This window comes from Amycolatopsis sp. lyj-112, assembly GCF_046549055.1.
Taxonomy (GTDB): Bacteria; Actinomycetota; Actinomycetes; order Mycobacteriales; family Pseudonocardiaceae; genus Amycolatopsis.
Genome location: NZ_JAJPWS010000012.1, coordinates 163632 through 178662, shown reverse-complemented (window position 1 = coordinate 178662; position 15031 = coordinate 163632). Strand labels below are relative to the sequence as shown.

Annotated in this window: 15 protein-coding genes and 1 pseudogene; 14 read left to right on the top strand and 2 right to left on the bottom strand. The window is 66.3% G+C overall.

Annotation, left to right across the window (positions count from 1 at the left end; translation table 11 throughout):
- Position 1: 1 nt before the first annotated feature.
- The 9 genes and pseudogenes from ACLJRL_RS32030 (at position 2) to ACLJRL_RS31990 (ending at position 7521) form a co-directional block, all read left to right on the top strand.
- Complete coding sequence (locus ACLJRL_RS32030; protein WP_410660063.1) at positions 2–1597, top strand: ABC transporter ATP-binding protein; 1596 nt, start codon at positions 2–4, stop codon at positions 1595–1597.
- Complete coding sequence (locus tag ACLJRL_RS32025) at positions 1594–2439, top strand: ECF transporter S component (protein WP_410660062.1); 846 nt, start codon at positions 1594–1596, stop codon at positions 2437–2439. Before ACLJRL_RS32030 ends, ACLJRL_RS32025 begins: the two co-directional genes overlap by 4 nt.
- Positions 2440–2456: 17 nt before the next feature.
- Complete coding sequence (locus ACLJRL_RS32020) at positions 2457–3077, top strand: SMI1/KNR4 family protein (RefSeq protein ID WP_410660061.1); 621 nt, start codon at positions 2457–2459, stop codon at positions 3075–3077.
- A gap of 52 nt (positions 3078–3129) precedes the next feature.
- A pseudogene (locus ACLJRL_RS32015) lies at positions 3130–3411 on the top strand (Lrp/AsnC ligand binding domain-containing protein); the annotation flags it as partial.
- Positions 3412–3551: 140 nt separating this feature from the next.
- A complete protein-coding gene (locus ACLJRL_RS32010; RefSeq protein WP_410660060.1) occupies positions 3552–4814 on the top strand; it encodes a DUF222 domain-containing protein in 1263 nt (420 codons plus the stop codon).
- A gap of 690 nt (positions 4815–5504) precedes the next feature.
- Positions 5505–6080, top strand: a complete 576-nt coding sequence (locus ACLJRL_RS32005) for a hypothetical protein (RefSeq protein WP_410660059.1) — start codon at positions 5505–5507, stop codon at positions 6078–6080.
- A 91-nt stretch (positions 6081–6171) separates the two neighbouring features.
- Positions 6172–6444, top strand: coding sequence for a hypothetical protein (locus ACLJRL_RS32000; protein WP_410660058.1), 273 nt, complete (start codon positions 6172–6174; stop codon positions 6442–6444).
- Positions 6445–6935: 491 nt separating this feature from the next.
- On the top strand, positions 6936–7244 hold the full coding sequence (locus tag ACLJRL_RS31995) for a hypothetical protein (RefSeq protein WP_410660057.1): 309 nt from the start codon (positions 6936–6938) through the stop codon (positions 7242–7244).
- Complete coding sequence (locus ACLJRL_RS31990; protein WP_410660056.1) at positions 7213–7521, top strand: ArsR/SmtB family transcription factor; 309 nt, start codon at positions 7213–7215, stop codon at positions 7519–7521. Before ACLJRL_RS31995 ends, ACLJRL_RS31990 begins: the two co-directional genes overlap by 32 nt.
- Before the next feature lie 49 nt (positions 7522–7570).
- Here the strand turns inward: ACLJRL_RS31990 and ACLJRL_RS31985 are convergent, their stop codons facing one another.
- Positions 7571–7942, bottom strand: coding sequence for a hypothetical protein (locus ACLJRL_RS31985; RefSeq protein WP_410660055.1), 372 nt, complete (start codon positions 7940–7942; stop codon positions 7571–7573).
- 92 nt (positions 7943–8034) lie between these two features.
- Between ACLJRL_RS31985 and ACLJRL_RS31980 the strand changes: the two genes are divergently transcribed.
- Together ACLJRL_RS31980 and ACLJRL_RS31975 are read left to right on the top strand one after the other, a co-directional pair.
- Entirely contained in the window at positions 8035–8868 is an 834-nt protein-coding gene (locus ACLJRL_RS31980; RefSeq protein ID WP_410660054.1) for a hypothetical protein, read from the top strand.
- A 14-nt stretch (positions 8869–8882) separates the two neighbouring features.
- On the top strand, positions 8883–9596 hold the full coding sequence (locus ACLJRL_RS31975) for a hypothetical protein (protein WP_410660053.1): 714 nt from the start codon (positions 8883–8885) through the stop codon (positions 9594–9596).
- A gap of 10 nt (positions 9597–9606) precedes the next feature.
- Here ACLJRL_RS31975 and ACLJRL_RS31970 read toward each other — a convergent pair whose 3' ends face one another.
- Positions 9607–11259 (bottom strand): glutamate--tRNA ligase, encoded by a 1653-nt coding sequence (locus ACLJRL_RS31970; protein ID WP_410660052.1) that lies wholly within the window; start codon positions 11257–11259, stop codon positions 9607–9609.
- Between the two features lie 190 nt (positions 11260–11449).
- Here ACLJRL_RS31970 and ACLJRL_RS31965 point away from each other — a divergent pair, with 190 nt between their 5' ends.
- The 3 genes from ACLJRL_RS31965 to ACLJRL_RS31955 are packed head-to-tail and all read left to right on the top strand — an operon-like array spanning position 11450 to position 14968.
- Positions 11450–12685: a hypothetical protein gene (locus ACLJRL_RS31965; RefSeq protein ID WP_410660051.1), complete on the top strand. Its 1236-nt coding sequence runs from the start codon at positions 11450–11452 to the stop codon at positions 12683–12685.
- Complete coding sequence (locus ACLJRL_RS31960; protein ID WP_410660050.1) at positions 12682–14208, top strand: substrate-binding and vWA domain-containing protein; 1527 nt, start codon at positions 12682–12684, stop codon at positions 14206–14208. The genes ACLJRL_RS31965 and ACLJRL_RS31960 overlap by 4 nt, the downstream gene beginning before the upstream one ends.
- Positions 14195–14968, top strand: coding sequence for a hypothetical protein (locus ACLJRL_RS31955; protein WP_410660049.1), 774 nt, complete (start codon positions 14195–14197; stop codon positions 14966–14968). Before ACLJRL_RS31960 ends, ACLJRL_RS31955 begins: the two co-directional genes overlap by 14 nt.
- Positions 14969–15031: the final 63 nt, after the last annotated feature.

Here is a 15031-nt window from a genome sequence, read left to right as displayed (position 1 = left end):
CATGATCGAACTAGAGAAGGTCTCCTTCACCTACCACGGCCGCGCCGAGCCGGTGCTGTCCGACGTGACGTTGTCCATCGGCGAAGGCGAACTCGTGTTGTTCGCCGGTCAGACCGGTGCGGGCAAGTCGACGTTGCTCGGCACGATCAACGGTCTCGTCCCGCATTTCACCGGCGGGCACCTCGAAGGCACCGTCTCCGTCGACGGCGTCACGACGCGATCCCGGCCGCCGCGCGAGTTCGCGCATCTCGTCGGCGTCGTCGGCCAGGATCCGCTCGCGGGTTTCGTCACCGACACCGTCGAGGACGAACTCGCCTATGGCATGGAACAACTCGGCCTCGACCCGCAGGTGATGCGGCGCCGTGTGGAGGAGACACTGGACCTTCTCGGCATCGCGGAACTGCGCAGGCGCGCGCTGCGGACGTTGTCCGGCGGGCAGCAACAACGGGTGGCGATCGGTTCGGTGCTGACCACCCACCCGAAGGTGCTGGTATTGGACGAACCCACGTCCGCGCTGGACCCGACGGCGGCCGAGGAGGTGCTGGCGACACTGGCCAGGCTGGTGGAGGACCTCGGTACGACGGTGCTGATGGCCGAGCACCGCATGGAACGCGTGATTCCCTTCGCGGACCGGATGATCTACGTGCCGGGTACCGGGGGAGTGGTGGACGGCACGCCGCCCGAAGTGTTGAAGGACATGCCCATCGCGCCGCCGATCGTCCAATTGGGACGGCTGGCTTCCTGGGATCCTCTCCCGATGTCGGTGCGGGACGCCCGCCGTCGCGCTTCTTCGCTGACGCTGGGGAAGCCGCCCGTCCGCACCACGACCGCGGGCGAGGAACTGCTCACCGCGTCCGGTGTCGTGGTCCGGTACGGGCCGAAGGTCGCGGTGCGGGAAGTGGATCTCACCCTGCGCGCCGGTGAAGTGCTGGCGATGATGGGCCGCAATGGTTCCGGCAAGTCGTCGCTGCTGTGGGCGGTGCAGGGCTCCGGGCCCCGCCAGGGCGGCAAGGTCCGTGTCGGCGGCACGGATCCGAAGGCGCTGAGCAGTGCCGAGGCCCGCAAACTCGTGGGTATGGTGCCGCAGACCGCGAGCGATCTGCTGTACCTGCAGACCGTCGCCGGGGAGTGCGAGGCGGCGGACACGGAGTCGGGCGCGAAAGCGGGCTCTTGCCGGAGCCTGCTGGACAGGCTCGCGCCGGGTATCGATCCGACGTCGCATCCGCGCGACCTGTCCGAGGGGCAGCGTCTCGCCCTCGTGCTCGCGGTGCAGTTGTCGGCGGCGCCGCGGATCATGCTGCTGGACGAACCCACTCGCGGCCTCGACTACACGGCGAAAGCCGCGCTGGCGCAGATGATCGCGTCGCTGACGGCGGAGGGCAAGGCGGTCGCCGTGGCCACACATGACGTCGAGTTCGTCGCGAACGTCGCGCAACGCGTGGTCGTGATGGCGGAAGGGGAGGTCGTCTCGGACGGCCCGACCGCCGAGGTCCTGGGTGGTTCGCCGGCGTTCGCCACGCAGATCGCCAAGATCCTCGGCGAGCCGTGGCTCACCGTCGACGACGTCCGTTCGGCGCTGACGCAGGAGGTCCGGTGATCACCGCGCCCGCCGTCCGGCTGGGCCCGCGCTCGGCACTGGTGCTCGGGCTCGCGTCGCTCGCGGGCCTGATGATGTTCCTGTGGCCGCTGCTGACCAAGGTCGAACCGCAGTCGATGCAGCACGGCCCGGACGCGCCGTTCATCTTCATGGCCATCCTGCCGATCCTCATCGTCATCGTGCTGGCCGAGTTGTCCGAGGGCGGCATGGACTCCAAGGCCCTGGCGATGCTCGGGGTCTTGTCCGCGGTCAACGCGGCCCTGCGCCCGCTCGGCGCGGGGACGGCGGGCATCGAGACCGTGTTCTTCATGCTGGTGCTGGCCGGCCGGGTCTTCGGTGCCGGCTTCGGTTTCGTGCTGGGCTGCACATCGCTGTTCGCCTCCGCGCTGCTGACCGCGGGCGTCGGCCCGTGGCTGCCGTTCCAGATGCTGTGCTCGGCGTGGATCGGGATGGGCGCGGGCCTGCTCCCGCGGCGGATCACCGGCAAGGCGGAGATCGCGATGCTGGTGGTCTACGGCGTCGTGGTCGCCTACGTGTTCGGCTTCCTGATGAACCTGTGGTTCTGGCCGTTCATCACCGACGCCGAGGTGCCCTACCACGACGGCCACATCTCTTACGTGCCAGGCGCTCCGCTGCTGGAGAACCTGCACCGGTTCGGCGTCTTCACCCTGCTCACCTCGACCGCGGGCTGGGACACCGGCCGGGCGATCACCAACACGGTGGCCATCGTGGTACTCGGGCCAGCCGTACTCGCCACGTTGCGCCGCGCGTCACGCAAGGCGTCCTTCGGGACCATTCCGTCGTTCACCGATACGGTGGTGCCCGAGATTCGGCGGCCCTGACGGGAAGGTGAGCACTGGTGACGGTGTCGGTGGAACAGACGTGGCAGCGGATCGTGGCCCTGTTGTCCGAACACGCACCGGTCACCGCGCGGGAGATCCGGCCCCCGGCGCCGATCGAACACGTCGAGCGCCTTCAAGACGCTGTCGGCCTTGCTCTTCCGGCCGACCTCCGTGCCTGGTGGGCCGCCATGGACGGCATCGACGATCAACGCGATCACGGAACGGGAAGCCGCGTCGGAGGTCTGGTGCCGAACTCTTTCGTTCCTCTCACGGTGAAGCGCGCCGAGGAGGAATACGTCAGGCAGTCGGGTTATCCCGATACAGGCTGCTGCACGCCCGAAGGGACACACCACAAGCGGGCCGGAGACACCGGATTCCCGTTCTGCACCGCCCTGGTCCCGATCTGCCGCGACGTCAGCGGAGGACTGCTCTGCGTCGACCTCCGGCCAGGCGACGACCACGGCCGCGTCATGAACTGGTACGCCAGCGAGGGGTGCTATCCCTCGGGCTGGGCAGGCGTGGCGGAGATCCTCGACGAGATCGCCGAGCGTCTCGGCGATTACGCCGACGGCGGTGAAGTTCCTTATGGTGAAAGGCATCCCGTCATCACCGAGGGTGCGCTCACCCAGTGGTCGTGAGTGGTAGTGACGGTTCTAACCATCATTACCACTCACGAGTCCCTTGCGCTGTGCCGAGCTGCGGGAGATCCCGTACGTCGAGCACGTGTCCCTGGTCGGCGGCGACTTCGACATCCTGCTGCTGGGGCGGACGCCGGACAACGCGTCACTGAGCGACGTCGTCCTGGAACGACTGCAGGCGCTGGACGGCGTGCGCTCGACGCGGACCTGGCTCACGAGCCCGGAGACGACCGCGCACAACCTCGCGAAGGACGCTTTCCCCACATGCGATGCGGGGAAAGCGTCCTTCACCTCTGCCATGGCCGCCCAGAGGAGAACGCAACTAGAGGACTAAACGCAGACGACCACTCACGAGCTTTTATTGTTGAGTGACCGGGTTGCGTGCCTCGATCACTCCTTGGTGTTATCCGCGCTATTCGTCGGCTAATTAAAATTACGAACGCGTGTTCGATAGATGTGCGGTATTGTGGAGGGGTGTCCGAGACTCTCGTTCTTCCTCAGTTGCCGCAGGAGTTGTGGCGTGCCGGGAAACTGGAGCTCGCCCACGGAGCAACCGAGGCGTTGACGTTGATGCGTGCCGCGTCCGCTGTGTTGGGCATCTATCTGGCGGAGATCGAATCCCGGGGCGCCAAGGATCTGTACGGGTATGCCAATACGAAGATGTGGCTGGCCGATATGGCGCGGATTACCCCTGCCGATGCGAAGAAACTCGTGGATCGCGCGGTGGCGCTGAACCCGACCCGCGCACTCGATGGCGCCGAAGTCCCGGCACTCGCGCCCGCCACCGCCGTGGCCGCGGCGGAAGGTGCGGTCGGTGAGCAGCACATCGATCAGATCATCGGAGTGTTGAAGAGGATCCCCGGTCATGTCGCTGTCGAGAACCGGGACGCCGCCGAAAAGATCCTCGCCGATCTTGCTCGTGATGGGGGTCCTGGGCAGATCGCGGCCGCCGAAGCAGGCCTGATGGCCTGGCTGGACCCTGACGGTGCAGAGCCGAAAGATCCCGAACCCGTCCAGCCTCGTCGCGAGTTGAGGTTGCACCGTCGCAAGGATGGGTTCTGGAAGCTCACCGGCCTGTTGGATGACGAAGCAGGCGTCCGGACCATGGCGGCGATCGAGGCCTACGCGAAACCTCGCCCGGTCGACGAGTTCGGCCAGGCCGACCTACGGACGGTGTGGGAGCGTCAGGGTGACGCTTGGGTGGATCTGCTGGATCTGGCGATCGCGAGTCCGGACCAGCCCGGGACCTGTGGGTATCGGACGATGGTGCATGTTCTGGTCGGTTTCGAGGAGTTGAAGACCGGGCTCGGGACCGCGAGTGTGGACTTCGTGGGTCAGATGACCGCCCGAGAAGCACGGATGGCCGCCTGCGACTGCTTGATGCTGCCGATCGTGATGAACGCCGCTGGTGAACCCTTGGATGTCGGGCGCATCAAACGGTTCGTCACCCCAGGTCAACGCAGAGCCTTGAATGCACGGGATCGGGGCTGTTCGTTCCCTGGGTGTCAGAGGAGACCGAAGCGCTGTCACGCTCACCATATTCATCACTGGGCAGACGGTGGCATGACCGACCTCCGCAACATGTGCCTCCTCTGCAGCTTCCATCACCGCCTGATCCACCACGGCGATTGGGAAGTCCGCATGGCACAGGATGGGTTACCTGAGTTCATCCCGCCGCAGTACTTGGATCCGTTACAACGGCCGAGGTGCAACACGCTGCATCACACTCTCGTCTGAGCCGAGGAGCCCGCCAGCCACACCGGCGACGGGTTCCTCGCCATGCCCGAATACAAGAAAGACCCGCTCCCGCTCAGCGTAGGCCTGGGGGTTACCTGCGAGCGGAAGCGGGAGTTAAAGGGTCGGTACGGTGGGCCGCCTCTCGGCGAGTGGCACGACATGGCTCCGGCCGAACCGGTATTCCATGAAGGCGGAGTTTGAGGCCCGGGGGCACCATCCGTACCGACACTCTCTATAACGCACCAATGCCACGAATGTTCCCGAACAACCACCACGAACGAACGTGACCCACGTCAACACACGAACGCAGTAACCCTCAGCAGGACAGCGGAACCGGCTTGAGCAGTCCCCACGCCCTTAGTGCACCTGAAACGAGGCGTAGAGCGCTCGGTCTCCGGCCCGGCAGGAATACCTGCTCGTATTCCCCACTCGCGTCCAGGCACCCGGCTTCGGGTTGTGGCTCTGGGCCGCGCCGTCACAAGCGCCGTACACGCGGAACTCGCCGGTCCCGTTGGTGCTTTTCGCGTAGCCGTGCTGCGAGCGCGACGCAAGTGGTCCAAACCAGTACGTTCTCAGCACTGATGAACCCGTGGATGTTGTGCTAACTTCCCGGGAATGCGCGGAAAAACGGTCCACGGTCGGGCAAGCGTCCCACTCAGCAGGACATTCGCGGTAGTCGTGTCAGCGCTGATGCTCTCGCTGCTCGGTCCAGGGGCGGTCGCCCGGGCGAGCGAGCCGGCCGGGGGCGAGCGGGCGGGCTGTGAGTGCGCGACCCCGTCGATCGACAGGCTGCAGCACTGGATCGCGAGTGGTGAAGGCACCACGGTTCCGGCGACAGGCAGTCTGCTGGTCCGTGAGCGTGGCGATTACGCGGCCAAGGTGAAGTTTCTCAACGTCGAATGGCATGTGGTCGTCGTCTGGCTCGGCAATCAGTTCGAAGCGCAAGCCGATCTCTCCAGGTCGTCCGGCTTCTGGATGACCTACAGCGCCACCGATGACCTTTATGTCCAGTTGCGGCCCGCTTCGCACTGGAGTGGTGGCGACAAATGGCTCACGCTCGTTCCCTCGACCGGGGGAAAGACGGTCAGGAAATTCTTCAGCTTCGCCCCCGGTGCGTGGACCACGCTGCCCGAACTGGGAAAGCCGGCCTATTCGTTCGCTGAAGCGCTGAAAGAGGCGCGCGGCCTGGTCTTCGTCGGCAAGACCCCGAACGAACTCGCCTTCCGCGGATTGCGCGTCGATCGCTACACGCCACCTTGCCTTTGATCGACTAAAGGGTTCCCCTCGACGGTCTGCCCGATTTGTCCTGTACGGTGGATAGGTCGCGCCCGCTCGACCTATCCGAGGAGAACACCCGATGAGCCTGTTCGACACGCTCAAGGAAAAGGCCGCCGAACTGCTGGGTGGCGCAGGTGACAAGGTCAGCGAACTGACCGGCGTCGACCTCTCGGCCGGCGAGGCCGCAGTCGACCAGGCTTCGCAGGCCGCCGGTGGCCTGGCGGAGACGGGCCAGGGGCTCGCCGACACCGCCACCGAAACCGGCCAGGGCATCGTCGACTCCGCCGGCACGCTCGGCGAGACCGCCACCGGCCTGGCCGGCGACGCGATCAACCCGAACGCCCGGGGCTGATTTCGGGAGATCGCCGGTATCCGCGAGGTTCTCGCGGATACCGGCGATCGTCTTGTCCCGCTACGTCAGCGGGTTGTCCTGGTAGGCACTGCGGAAGCAGCTCCCGCCCTTTACGCAGGTCACCACCCGAACCGCCCTCGGAGATCGTCTGCCCGCAGCCGGCGCCGTTGGTGGTCTGGTCCGATTGATAGACCTTCCCTGGGCGCTTGACCCAGTTCGCGGAGCCGTACACCCCCGGCCCGGACGCGTAGCCCTCGCCCGACGCAGCCGAAGCGACTCCCGTGAATCCCAGCAATGCCACCGAAGCGGCAGCGGTCACGGCCCCCATACGCCGCAGATTTCTTCCGATCGAACTCCCCATGATTCCTCCTCGTGGTAGACCAAGACGACTCCGGGGGAGGCGTCTTGCTTCGTATTCACTTCACCGACCAGACCTCGCACGCGTCCGCGTCGCCGCGGCACCGGATCCCTTGTGGGAAACGGTGCTGGCCATGCAGAAACTCGTCCTGGACGGTATCCCGGTGTTCGCGCAGTGGCGGCGCCGCGTTCGGCGCGAAATGCACGAACAGGGGTCTCGCGGGGCGCTGCGGTTCCTCCTGGCGCTCGCCCCGCCTGCCCGGTACTTCCCGGATTTCCTTACTCCCAGTGGACGGCGGGTGCGAACCCGGGTCGACAACGACCGGATGCTGCGCTCCCGATGGGCTGGTGAAGGCGGGGCGCTCGGCCTGCTCGAATCGCTACGCCCCGACGTTCCACTGGACGGCTCCGGTGCTGACCGCTCGCTATCCCCTCGACCGTGACCTGCACCTGCGTGGGCGCGGTCTGCGGCTCGTCCCGTCCTACTTCTGCTGGGACACCCCGGTCGCCCTCGCCGACGACGAACTGGCCGACCGGCTGGGCATCTCGGCCACCGCGGTCTCCCGGCACGCCGCGGTCCTTCGTGACGGCGGCCTGATCACCAGTACGCGTGATGGCGCGATGGTGCTGCACAGCCTGACCCGCTGGGAGCCGCGCTCCTCGGCTGAACCTTCATGTTTCCCCCGCGTTGCTCACGAAGAGCGTGCAGGAGTCGCGTGAGCCGGCGCGACACTCTTGCGCCGGCGCGCAAAAGGCCTGGTACGCCGCCTCAGGCGACGCGTCGGCACCAGCGCCAGGCTGCTTGCAGGACGGCGATAAGGGCCTCGTCGTCGCTGAAGGTGGGTTCTTCGCCGACTGGCAACCATGTCCGTTCGACGACGTGGCCGTCGTAATGACGGACCACGGATATCCCTGGGTAGGACAAGGCCTCGCCCTCGGCGGCGACGTGACGGGACTCCAGGCGCAGCTGGACAACGCGTTCAGCGCTCATCGACCACAACTTTCCATCCTTGCGTGCCAGGTAAGTCGTTTGTCGAGGCCCGAGCGTTTCTCCTTGTGACCTCTGACGCTGCTGAGCAGGCCGGATGAGCGTCTGCTTGATTTCGCCCTCACGCTGCGGATTTCTGCGTTCGGTACGCATTCTTAAGTGGTTTTCGTCAGTGACCCCGATCACAGCAGAGCGGGGTGATCGTGAGAAAATAGGTCGTACCGTTGCCGAAACCCGGAGGGTGAATGCTCCGCAGAATGCGTCGTTGGCTCGAATTACTCAGTCTCGGCGGGTTGGCGGTGGTCGGCTTCGGGGTCGGTATCGCGGACCAGCTCGGCTGGCTGGACAAGGTCGCGCCCAAGGGCGTCGCCACGCTGACCCTGCTCATGCTCAGCGGTGTCGTCGTGGTCCTGCTCGTCGAGCTCACCCCGTTGCGGGCCTTGGATGACATCCGCGACCGCCTGGCCCGCCTCGACATCGACACCATCGCTCAGAGCCAGCGCCGTTCGCGCTACGGCGGTGTGGCCAAGGTGCACAAACGCTTCTCGGACGACGACTTCGTGGAGCGCATCGCGAAGGCCAATCAGGTGACGATCCTGAACACCTGGATCCCGAACCTGGACCTGCTGGAGAAGGAGCTGGAAGCCGCGATCCGCGACCGCCGGGCCGAGGTGCGGATCATGTTGCTGCACCCGAAATCGCTGCTGGTGGGGCTACGCGAGGCGGCGCTGGGCCGGTCCGAGCAAGCCGGCAACGCCTTCGTGAGAACGGGGATCATGAACTGCCTGGAGACGCTCGCCCGGATGCACGGGCGGCTGGCCGAGCATCAGGGCAACCTCAAGGTGCGGGTGTTCAACTCGCAGGCCTCGGTTTCGGTGTACAAGGCCGACGGGCGCTACCTGGTCAGCATGTTCCTCCATGGCCAGCTGGCGATCAATTCCCCGCAGTTCGACATCGAGGGCTCGGAGGACACCGTGCTGGGCGAACAGATCCAGCGTGAGCTCGACACGTTGTGGGACATCGGCCGCGACGTCGATCTGGGCGACTGGAACCGAAGCATCGACATGATCCGAGTCTGAGCGAGGGGAACAGCATGCAAGACCACCAAGAGCTCGACGAGTTCGAAGACGACCTCATCGCGCGGTTCCGCGACCATCCGGCCCTGCGTGGCCTGACCGATCTCCCGCAGAGGGATCTGCAGAAGATCCTGCTGCAGCGGCGATTCCTGTCGCTGGCCTTCACCATGGCCTACGACCTGGCGATCGATCTGCTCACCGACGAGCAGTCGATCCGGATCGCGCGGGTGATCGTCCGCGAGGAGTATCCGGACAACCGCACGCCCGGCAGCACGCCATCGCACCGGGAAGACATGATGGCCGACATCCTCGGCCTCGGCGTTTCCCGCGAAGACCTGGTGCGGTCACGGAAATCCTTGGCCACGTCGGCCTGTGTCGACACGACCATGGAGCTGATCTCCCTCGCCGGCGAAGCGAAGCACGCCGACGTCGAACTGCTGACGATCCTGCGGTTCTGGGGCGAGGTGCTGGTTTCGGTGGAGTACGGCGAACTGTGGCGCAGGATCGGGCCGGTGCTCGGCGAGAAGTCCGTCTTCTACTACCCGCATCACGTGCACGACGCGAAGTCCCGCCCGCTGGCCGCCGCGTCGCCGTTGTCGCTCACCCATTCCGATCAGCTGGGGATGCGGCTCGTCCAGCTGATCGACTCGTCCGAGGCGCGGCAACGGTTCCGTGAGACCGAGGAGGCGGTCGTCGCGATCAAGACCGCGTTCTACGACCAGTTCTCGTGAGCTGAGGGGCTCAGCCGATGAGGCCGGCGAAGCGGTTGAGCGTCTCCTCGCGGCCGAGCGCCTGGGTGATGGCGTGCAGGTCGGGGCTGCGGGTCGAGCCGGTGATGGCGATCCGGATGATCTGCGACGCCTCCCGGATGGAGCCGGGGAAGCCCTCGGGGTTCTTCTTGAACTCCTTGGCGTTGCGGGCGAAGCCGTGCTTGGCCGCCACTTCGCGGATCTGCTCGAACCACTCCTGGCCGTCGTCGAGCTGCCGGTAGTTGCCGACGAAGTCGCGGGCCACGGCCTGGACGACCTCACGGTCGACACCGAGCGCGGCGATGCGCTCGTCGTCGGGCCCGGCGACGGAAGCGTGCAGCTGCGGGAAGAAGAAGCCGTAGACGGCGCGGAACTCGCCCCACTTCTTCAGGTCCTTGCGCGGGTTCTCCGCCCCGTCTCGCTCGACGGCGAGCGCGCGCAGCGCCAGGTCGGGCTCGGCGTCGAGGACGGTGCGCAGCGCGGGGTCGAAGCCGTCGGCCCAGCCGCGCACCGCGTCGAGGATCTCGGCGCCCGACAGCGTCGCGATGTGGTCGCCCGAGATGTCGTCGAGCTTCACCAGGTCGACCAGCGGCCCGGCGACGCCGCATTCGTCGAGGTTGATCGGCTCACTCAAGGCCTGGTCGAGCGGCATTTCGGCGAGCCGGCCGTTGGCGAGGCCGCGCAGGTAGTAGAGAACGGCCTTCGCGGGGTAGCCGGACTCGATGTAGAAGTCGACGCTCGCTTCCGGGTCCTTGCGCTTGGACAGCTTGCGCTTGCTGCCGCCCTCCTGCTTCATCAGCGGCGCGATGTGGGCGTAGGTGATCGGCTCGAAGGCCAGCGCGTCGAACAACTGCTGGTGCACCGGCACCGACGAGATCCATTCGTCGCCGCGGATGACCAGGTTGATCCGCATCAGGTGGTCGTCGACGGCGTGCGCGAAGTGGTAGGTCGGCAGCCGCGGGCTCTGGTCGGAGCTCTTGAGGATGACCACGTCGTTGCGGTTGGCTTCGGCCTCCAGCGGGCCGCGGATGGCGTCGGTGAACCGGGCGCGGGCGCCGGTGTCGTCCGGCGCGCGGAAGCGCACGACGTACGGGTCGCCCGCGTCGAGCTTCGCCTGGACGTCGGCGGCGTCGGCGTCGCGCCAGATGGCCCAGGAGCCGTAGTAACCCGTCGGGAGCTTCGTGGCCTGCTGGCGCGCGGTGATCGCCGCCAGCTCTTCCTTGGTGGCGAAGTCGAGGTACGCGCGGCCGAGGCGGAGCAGGTGCCGGACGTAGGTCAGGTAGATCTGCTCACGCTCGGACTGCTGGTACGGGCCGTAGCCGCCGCCGCGGTGGATGTCCTCGTCGGCGGCGAGACCGAAGTAGCCGAAGCCGCGCTCGAACTGGTCGATCGCGCCTTCGACCTCGCGGGACCGGTCCGTGTCCTCGACCCGGACCAGGTAGCGGCCGTCGCTGCCGCGGGAGACGTCCTGGTCGATCGTGGCGACGTAGATGCCACCGATGTGCACGAATCCGGTGGGGGAGGGGCCGAAGCGGGTCACCCTGGCACCCTCGGGGAGGTCGCGGGCCGGGTAGCGCTGCTCCCAGTGCTCGGGCTCGGGCAAGTCGGCGGGGAACAGGGCGTCGATGACTGCTCGGTCCAGCATGCGGTTCAGATCTCCCGGCGTCGTGGTGCATGGCTTTTTCGCCACCGAAGAGAGTAACCGCCCGGTCTCCCGGCCTGGTGAGGGTGGGTCCCGAACCGGGAGCGTGACGCCGGGGAAACCGAATCGAGACGTGCTTTCGTGTCGGTGGTCCCCGGTAAAATGGGCGTTGCCGACATCGGGGAGGAAATCGGTGACCACCGATAGATCACTTCGTGAAGAACCCCAGCTCACCATCAGGCCAAAACCTTCGGCGTTCTTTCTTCGCCGCCGTTTTCTCCGCGCTTTCGGACCCGCTTTGGCGCTGGCCGTCAGCGGCCTGGTCGCCCTGCTCCTGACCGGGACGATCGCGGTGCCCTTCCATCAATCACTGGTCCTGCGCGGCAAGATGGGCTCCAAATCGGATCTCTTCGAGGACGCGAAGATCCAGGAAATCCTGATGCGTCATCACATCCGGGTGCACGTGACCAGGGCGGGCTCTCGGGACGTGGCCACCCACGACCTCAGCCAGTACGACTTCGTGTTCCTGTCCGGCGAGTCCGCCGCGGGGCTCGTCCGGCGGTCCAGGGCGAACCAGTGGACGGGCAGCGCGCGGCAGCCGTTCACCAGTCCGATCGTGCTCGCCACGTATCGCCGTTACGCGGAAACGCTGGCGGAGAACAAGATCGCGAAGAAACCGGCGGGAGACAACCCGCTGTACTACACGCTGGACACCGAGAAGTTCATCCAAGCGATGAAACGGAAGCAGACCTGGGACTCGCTGGGCATCGCCAAATTCGGCGCCGCGAACGGGAACCAGGTACTGGCCCAGACCTCGAACATCTGTGACGCCAACTCCGGCGCCACCTACCTGATCCTGCTGGCGTTCCTCGAGAACGGCCGTCAGGTCCCGGTCGTCGATCCCCATCGAGCCGGCGAGCCCGCCGGGCCGCCGAACCTGTCGAGCGCGCAGGCCTTGGCCAACCGCATCAAACCGCTCGTGGTGGCGCAGGGCTTCCCGTCGGCCGATCTGTCCGAGTCCTACGCGAACCTTGCCGAGGGCGACAAGCCGATCGTCGTCATCTACGAGCACCAGTACCTCGCCATGCAGTTGCGGGCGAAGGCGCAGAGCGGGCAGGCGGACACCGATCGCGTCCTGCTGTACCCGCAGGACAACATCCTGACGAAGCCCCAGTTCCTGGCATTGAAACCGGAAGCGGAACGGCTGGGCGAGCTGCTCACGTTCGACCCGGAACTGCAGCGCCGCGCGATGGAACTCGGGTTCGGTGTGGCCACTCCCACGGGCAGCACGAAAAGCGCGCGGCTGTACGACTTCCTCCGTGAACGGGGGCTGCCCTCACCGGAGAGCGCGGAAGACGACAGCACCACGCCGCTACCGGACAACCTGGTGCTGGAAGAAATGATCAAGACCGCCGGGGACTGCCCGTGAAGCGACTCGTAGCGGTCCTGTGCTGCCTGCTCCTGGTGACTACCGCGTGCACGAGCGACGGCCAGAAGGTGAAACTGCGCGTGCTGGCCAGTCCCGAACTCGCCGATCTCGGGCCGATCCTCGACGACCTCCGCGGGGAAACGGGAATCGAACTGGAGATGGATCTCCAAGGGGCTGTCAACTCGAGTACCGCCCTCATCCCCGGCAGGGCCGCGCACGATCTGGCCTGGCTTTCCACCGACCGGTTCTTCCAGCTCGAGTTCCGGCGAGCCGCGGACAAGGGTGAACGGCCACTCGCCACCAAGACCATGATCTCGCCGGTCGTCGTCGGGATGACCCCGGTGAAGGCGGCGGAACTGCGCCACGGCAAACCGGACGGCAAACTGTCCTGGGCGGACCTCGCGGACGCCGCCGCGAGCGGGTCGTTCCGATTCGCGATGGCGGAACCGGCCACGACGACCAGCGGGCTCACCTCGCTCATCGGGGTGGCGACGGCGGCCGCGGGTACCGGGGCGGCGCTGCGGCTCGAGGATGTGAAATGCGACAAGCTGCAGGGCTTTCGCACCGGGCACACGCTCTCCGCGGACACTTCGGCCGCGTTGGCCGACCGGTTCACCGAGCGCCGGGACGTCGACGCGATGATCGGCTACGAGTCCACTTTGCTCACCCTGAACGGCAGCGGCAGGCTCAAGGCGCCGCTGGAACTGGTGTACCCGCGCGACGGCATCGTTCAGGCGGACTACCCGATCCTGTTGCTCGACCCGGCCAAGCGCGAGGCCTACGACAAGCTCGTCTCCTGGCTCAAAAGCCCGGCGGTACAGAAGAAGATGATGGACAGGACTCTCCGGCGGCCGATCACCGGCGACGTGGGACTCGATCCGAGGCTGCCCGCCTCGATCGGGAACTCGCTGTACTTCCCCGACGACCCGGCCGTGGTGGACAAGCTGCTCGACGACTACGCGGGCGGGAAACCCGGACGAGTGCTCTTCGTGCTGGACTTCTCCGGGTCGATGAAGGGCCAGAGGATCGCCGCGCTCCGGGCGACGTTCGCCGGGTTGAGCGGCGGGCCGGACGGCGGCTTCGACCGCTTCTACCGGGGCGAGCGGATCACGGTACTCAGATTCGGTGGGAGAGTATTGGGGGAGAAGGAGTTCACCATCAACGGTCCGCCGGACCTGGACGCGTTGCGTACCTTCATCGCCGCCGACGGGTTCGACGGCAACACCGCGGTCTGGTCGGCACTCGGTGAGGCCTACGCGAAAGCGGGCGCCTACCGCAAGGCCGAGCCCGGCCAGAACGTCTCGATCGTGCTGATGACCGACGGCGAGAGCAACACCGGGCAGGGTAGCGACGAATTCCTGCGCGCGCCCCGGGATTCCGGCGTGCACACCTACACGATCCGGTTCGGAGAGGCGAATCCCACCGAACTCGATCGCGCGGCCGTGGCCACCGGTGGCCACATGGTCGACGCGAACTCGACCTCCCTGCTCGACGCGTTCAAGGAGATCCGTGGCTGCCGATAATCTGTGGTGGGAAGTCTGGGGACTGTGGGTGGCCGTCTGGGTGCTGACCTTGGCCGCCTTCGTCGTCGCGTTCGTGATCTTCGTGAGGCATTGGCGCCGTGCGCGATCCGACGGCGATCAGGGGATGATCCGGGGCATCGGGTTCTACCTGCACACGAAATCCGTGATGGGCCTCTATCAGTTGCACCGCTACAACGAGGCGCTGGAACAAGAGGTCGAGAAACGGCGGAGCCGCGGTTGGCGTTTCGGGGGATCCGGCGGATTCGGTCCGTTGAAAGGAGAATCGGAACGCACCGATACCGACGAGGAGTTCCGGCGGTACATCCGCAAGGCCGAGCCGATCACGGTGATCGGCATCGTGATGAAGGTGCTGGAGAAGCACCATGACATCATCTACGTCGATCTCGTGAAGGAGGAACTGAGCCACAATCGCGCGCTGGTCAAGGAACTCGGCTGGTCCGACGGGCAGGAGAGCACCCGGCAGTTCAGGACCAGGCTGCGCGGTGTCGAGGCGTTCGTCTCGGTGAAAGGCCTGTTCCGCAAGCGATCCCAGTCCGGCGAGGAGACGGTTTTTTTCGCGCCGTACGGAAACCCGGACGATCCGGACCAGGGCAGGCGGATCCGGTTCACCTGTGTGACCAGCGATCTGCGGGATTCCGTGCCCTCCGGGGCGTTCCGGGCGCGCTGCCTCGGCAAGGTCGAGGACTGGGACCCCGAAACCGGCGAACTCGTCGTTCATCCCATCGCCATCTTCAAGTAACCGCCCGAGGCGAGGTGCTCCACTTGCGCGACGTGGCTGAAGCGAGTGGAGCAGTCGAAAGCC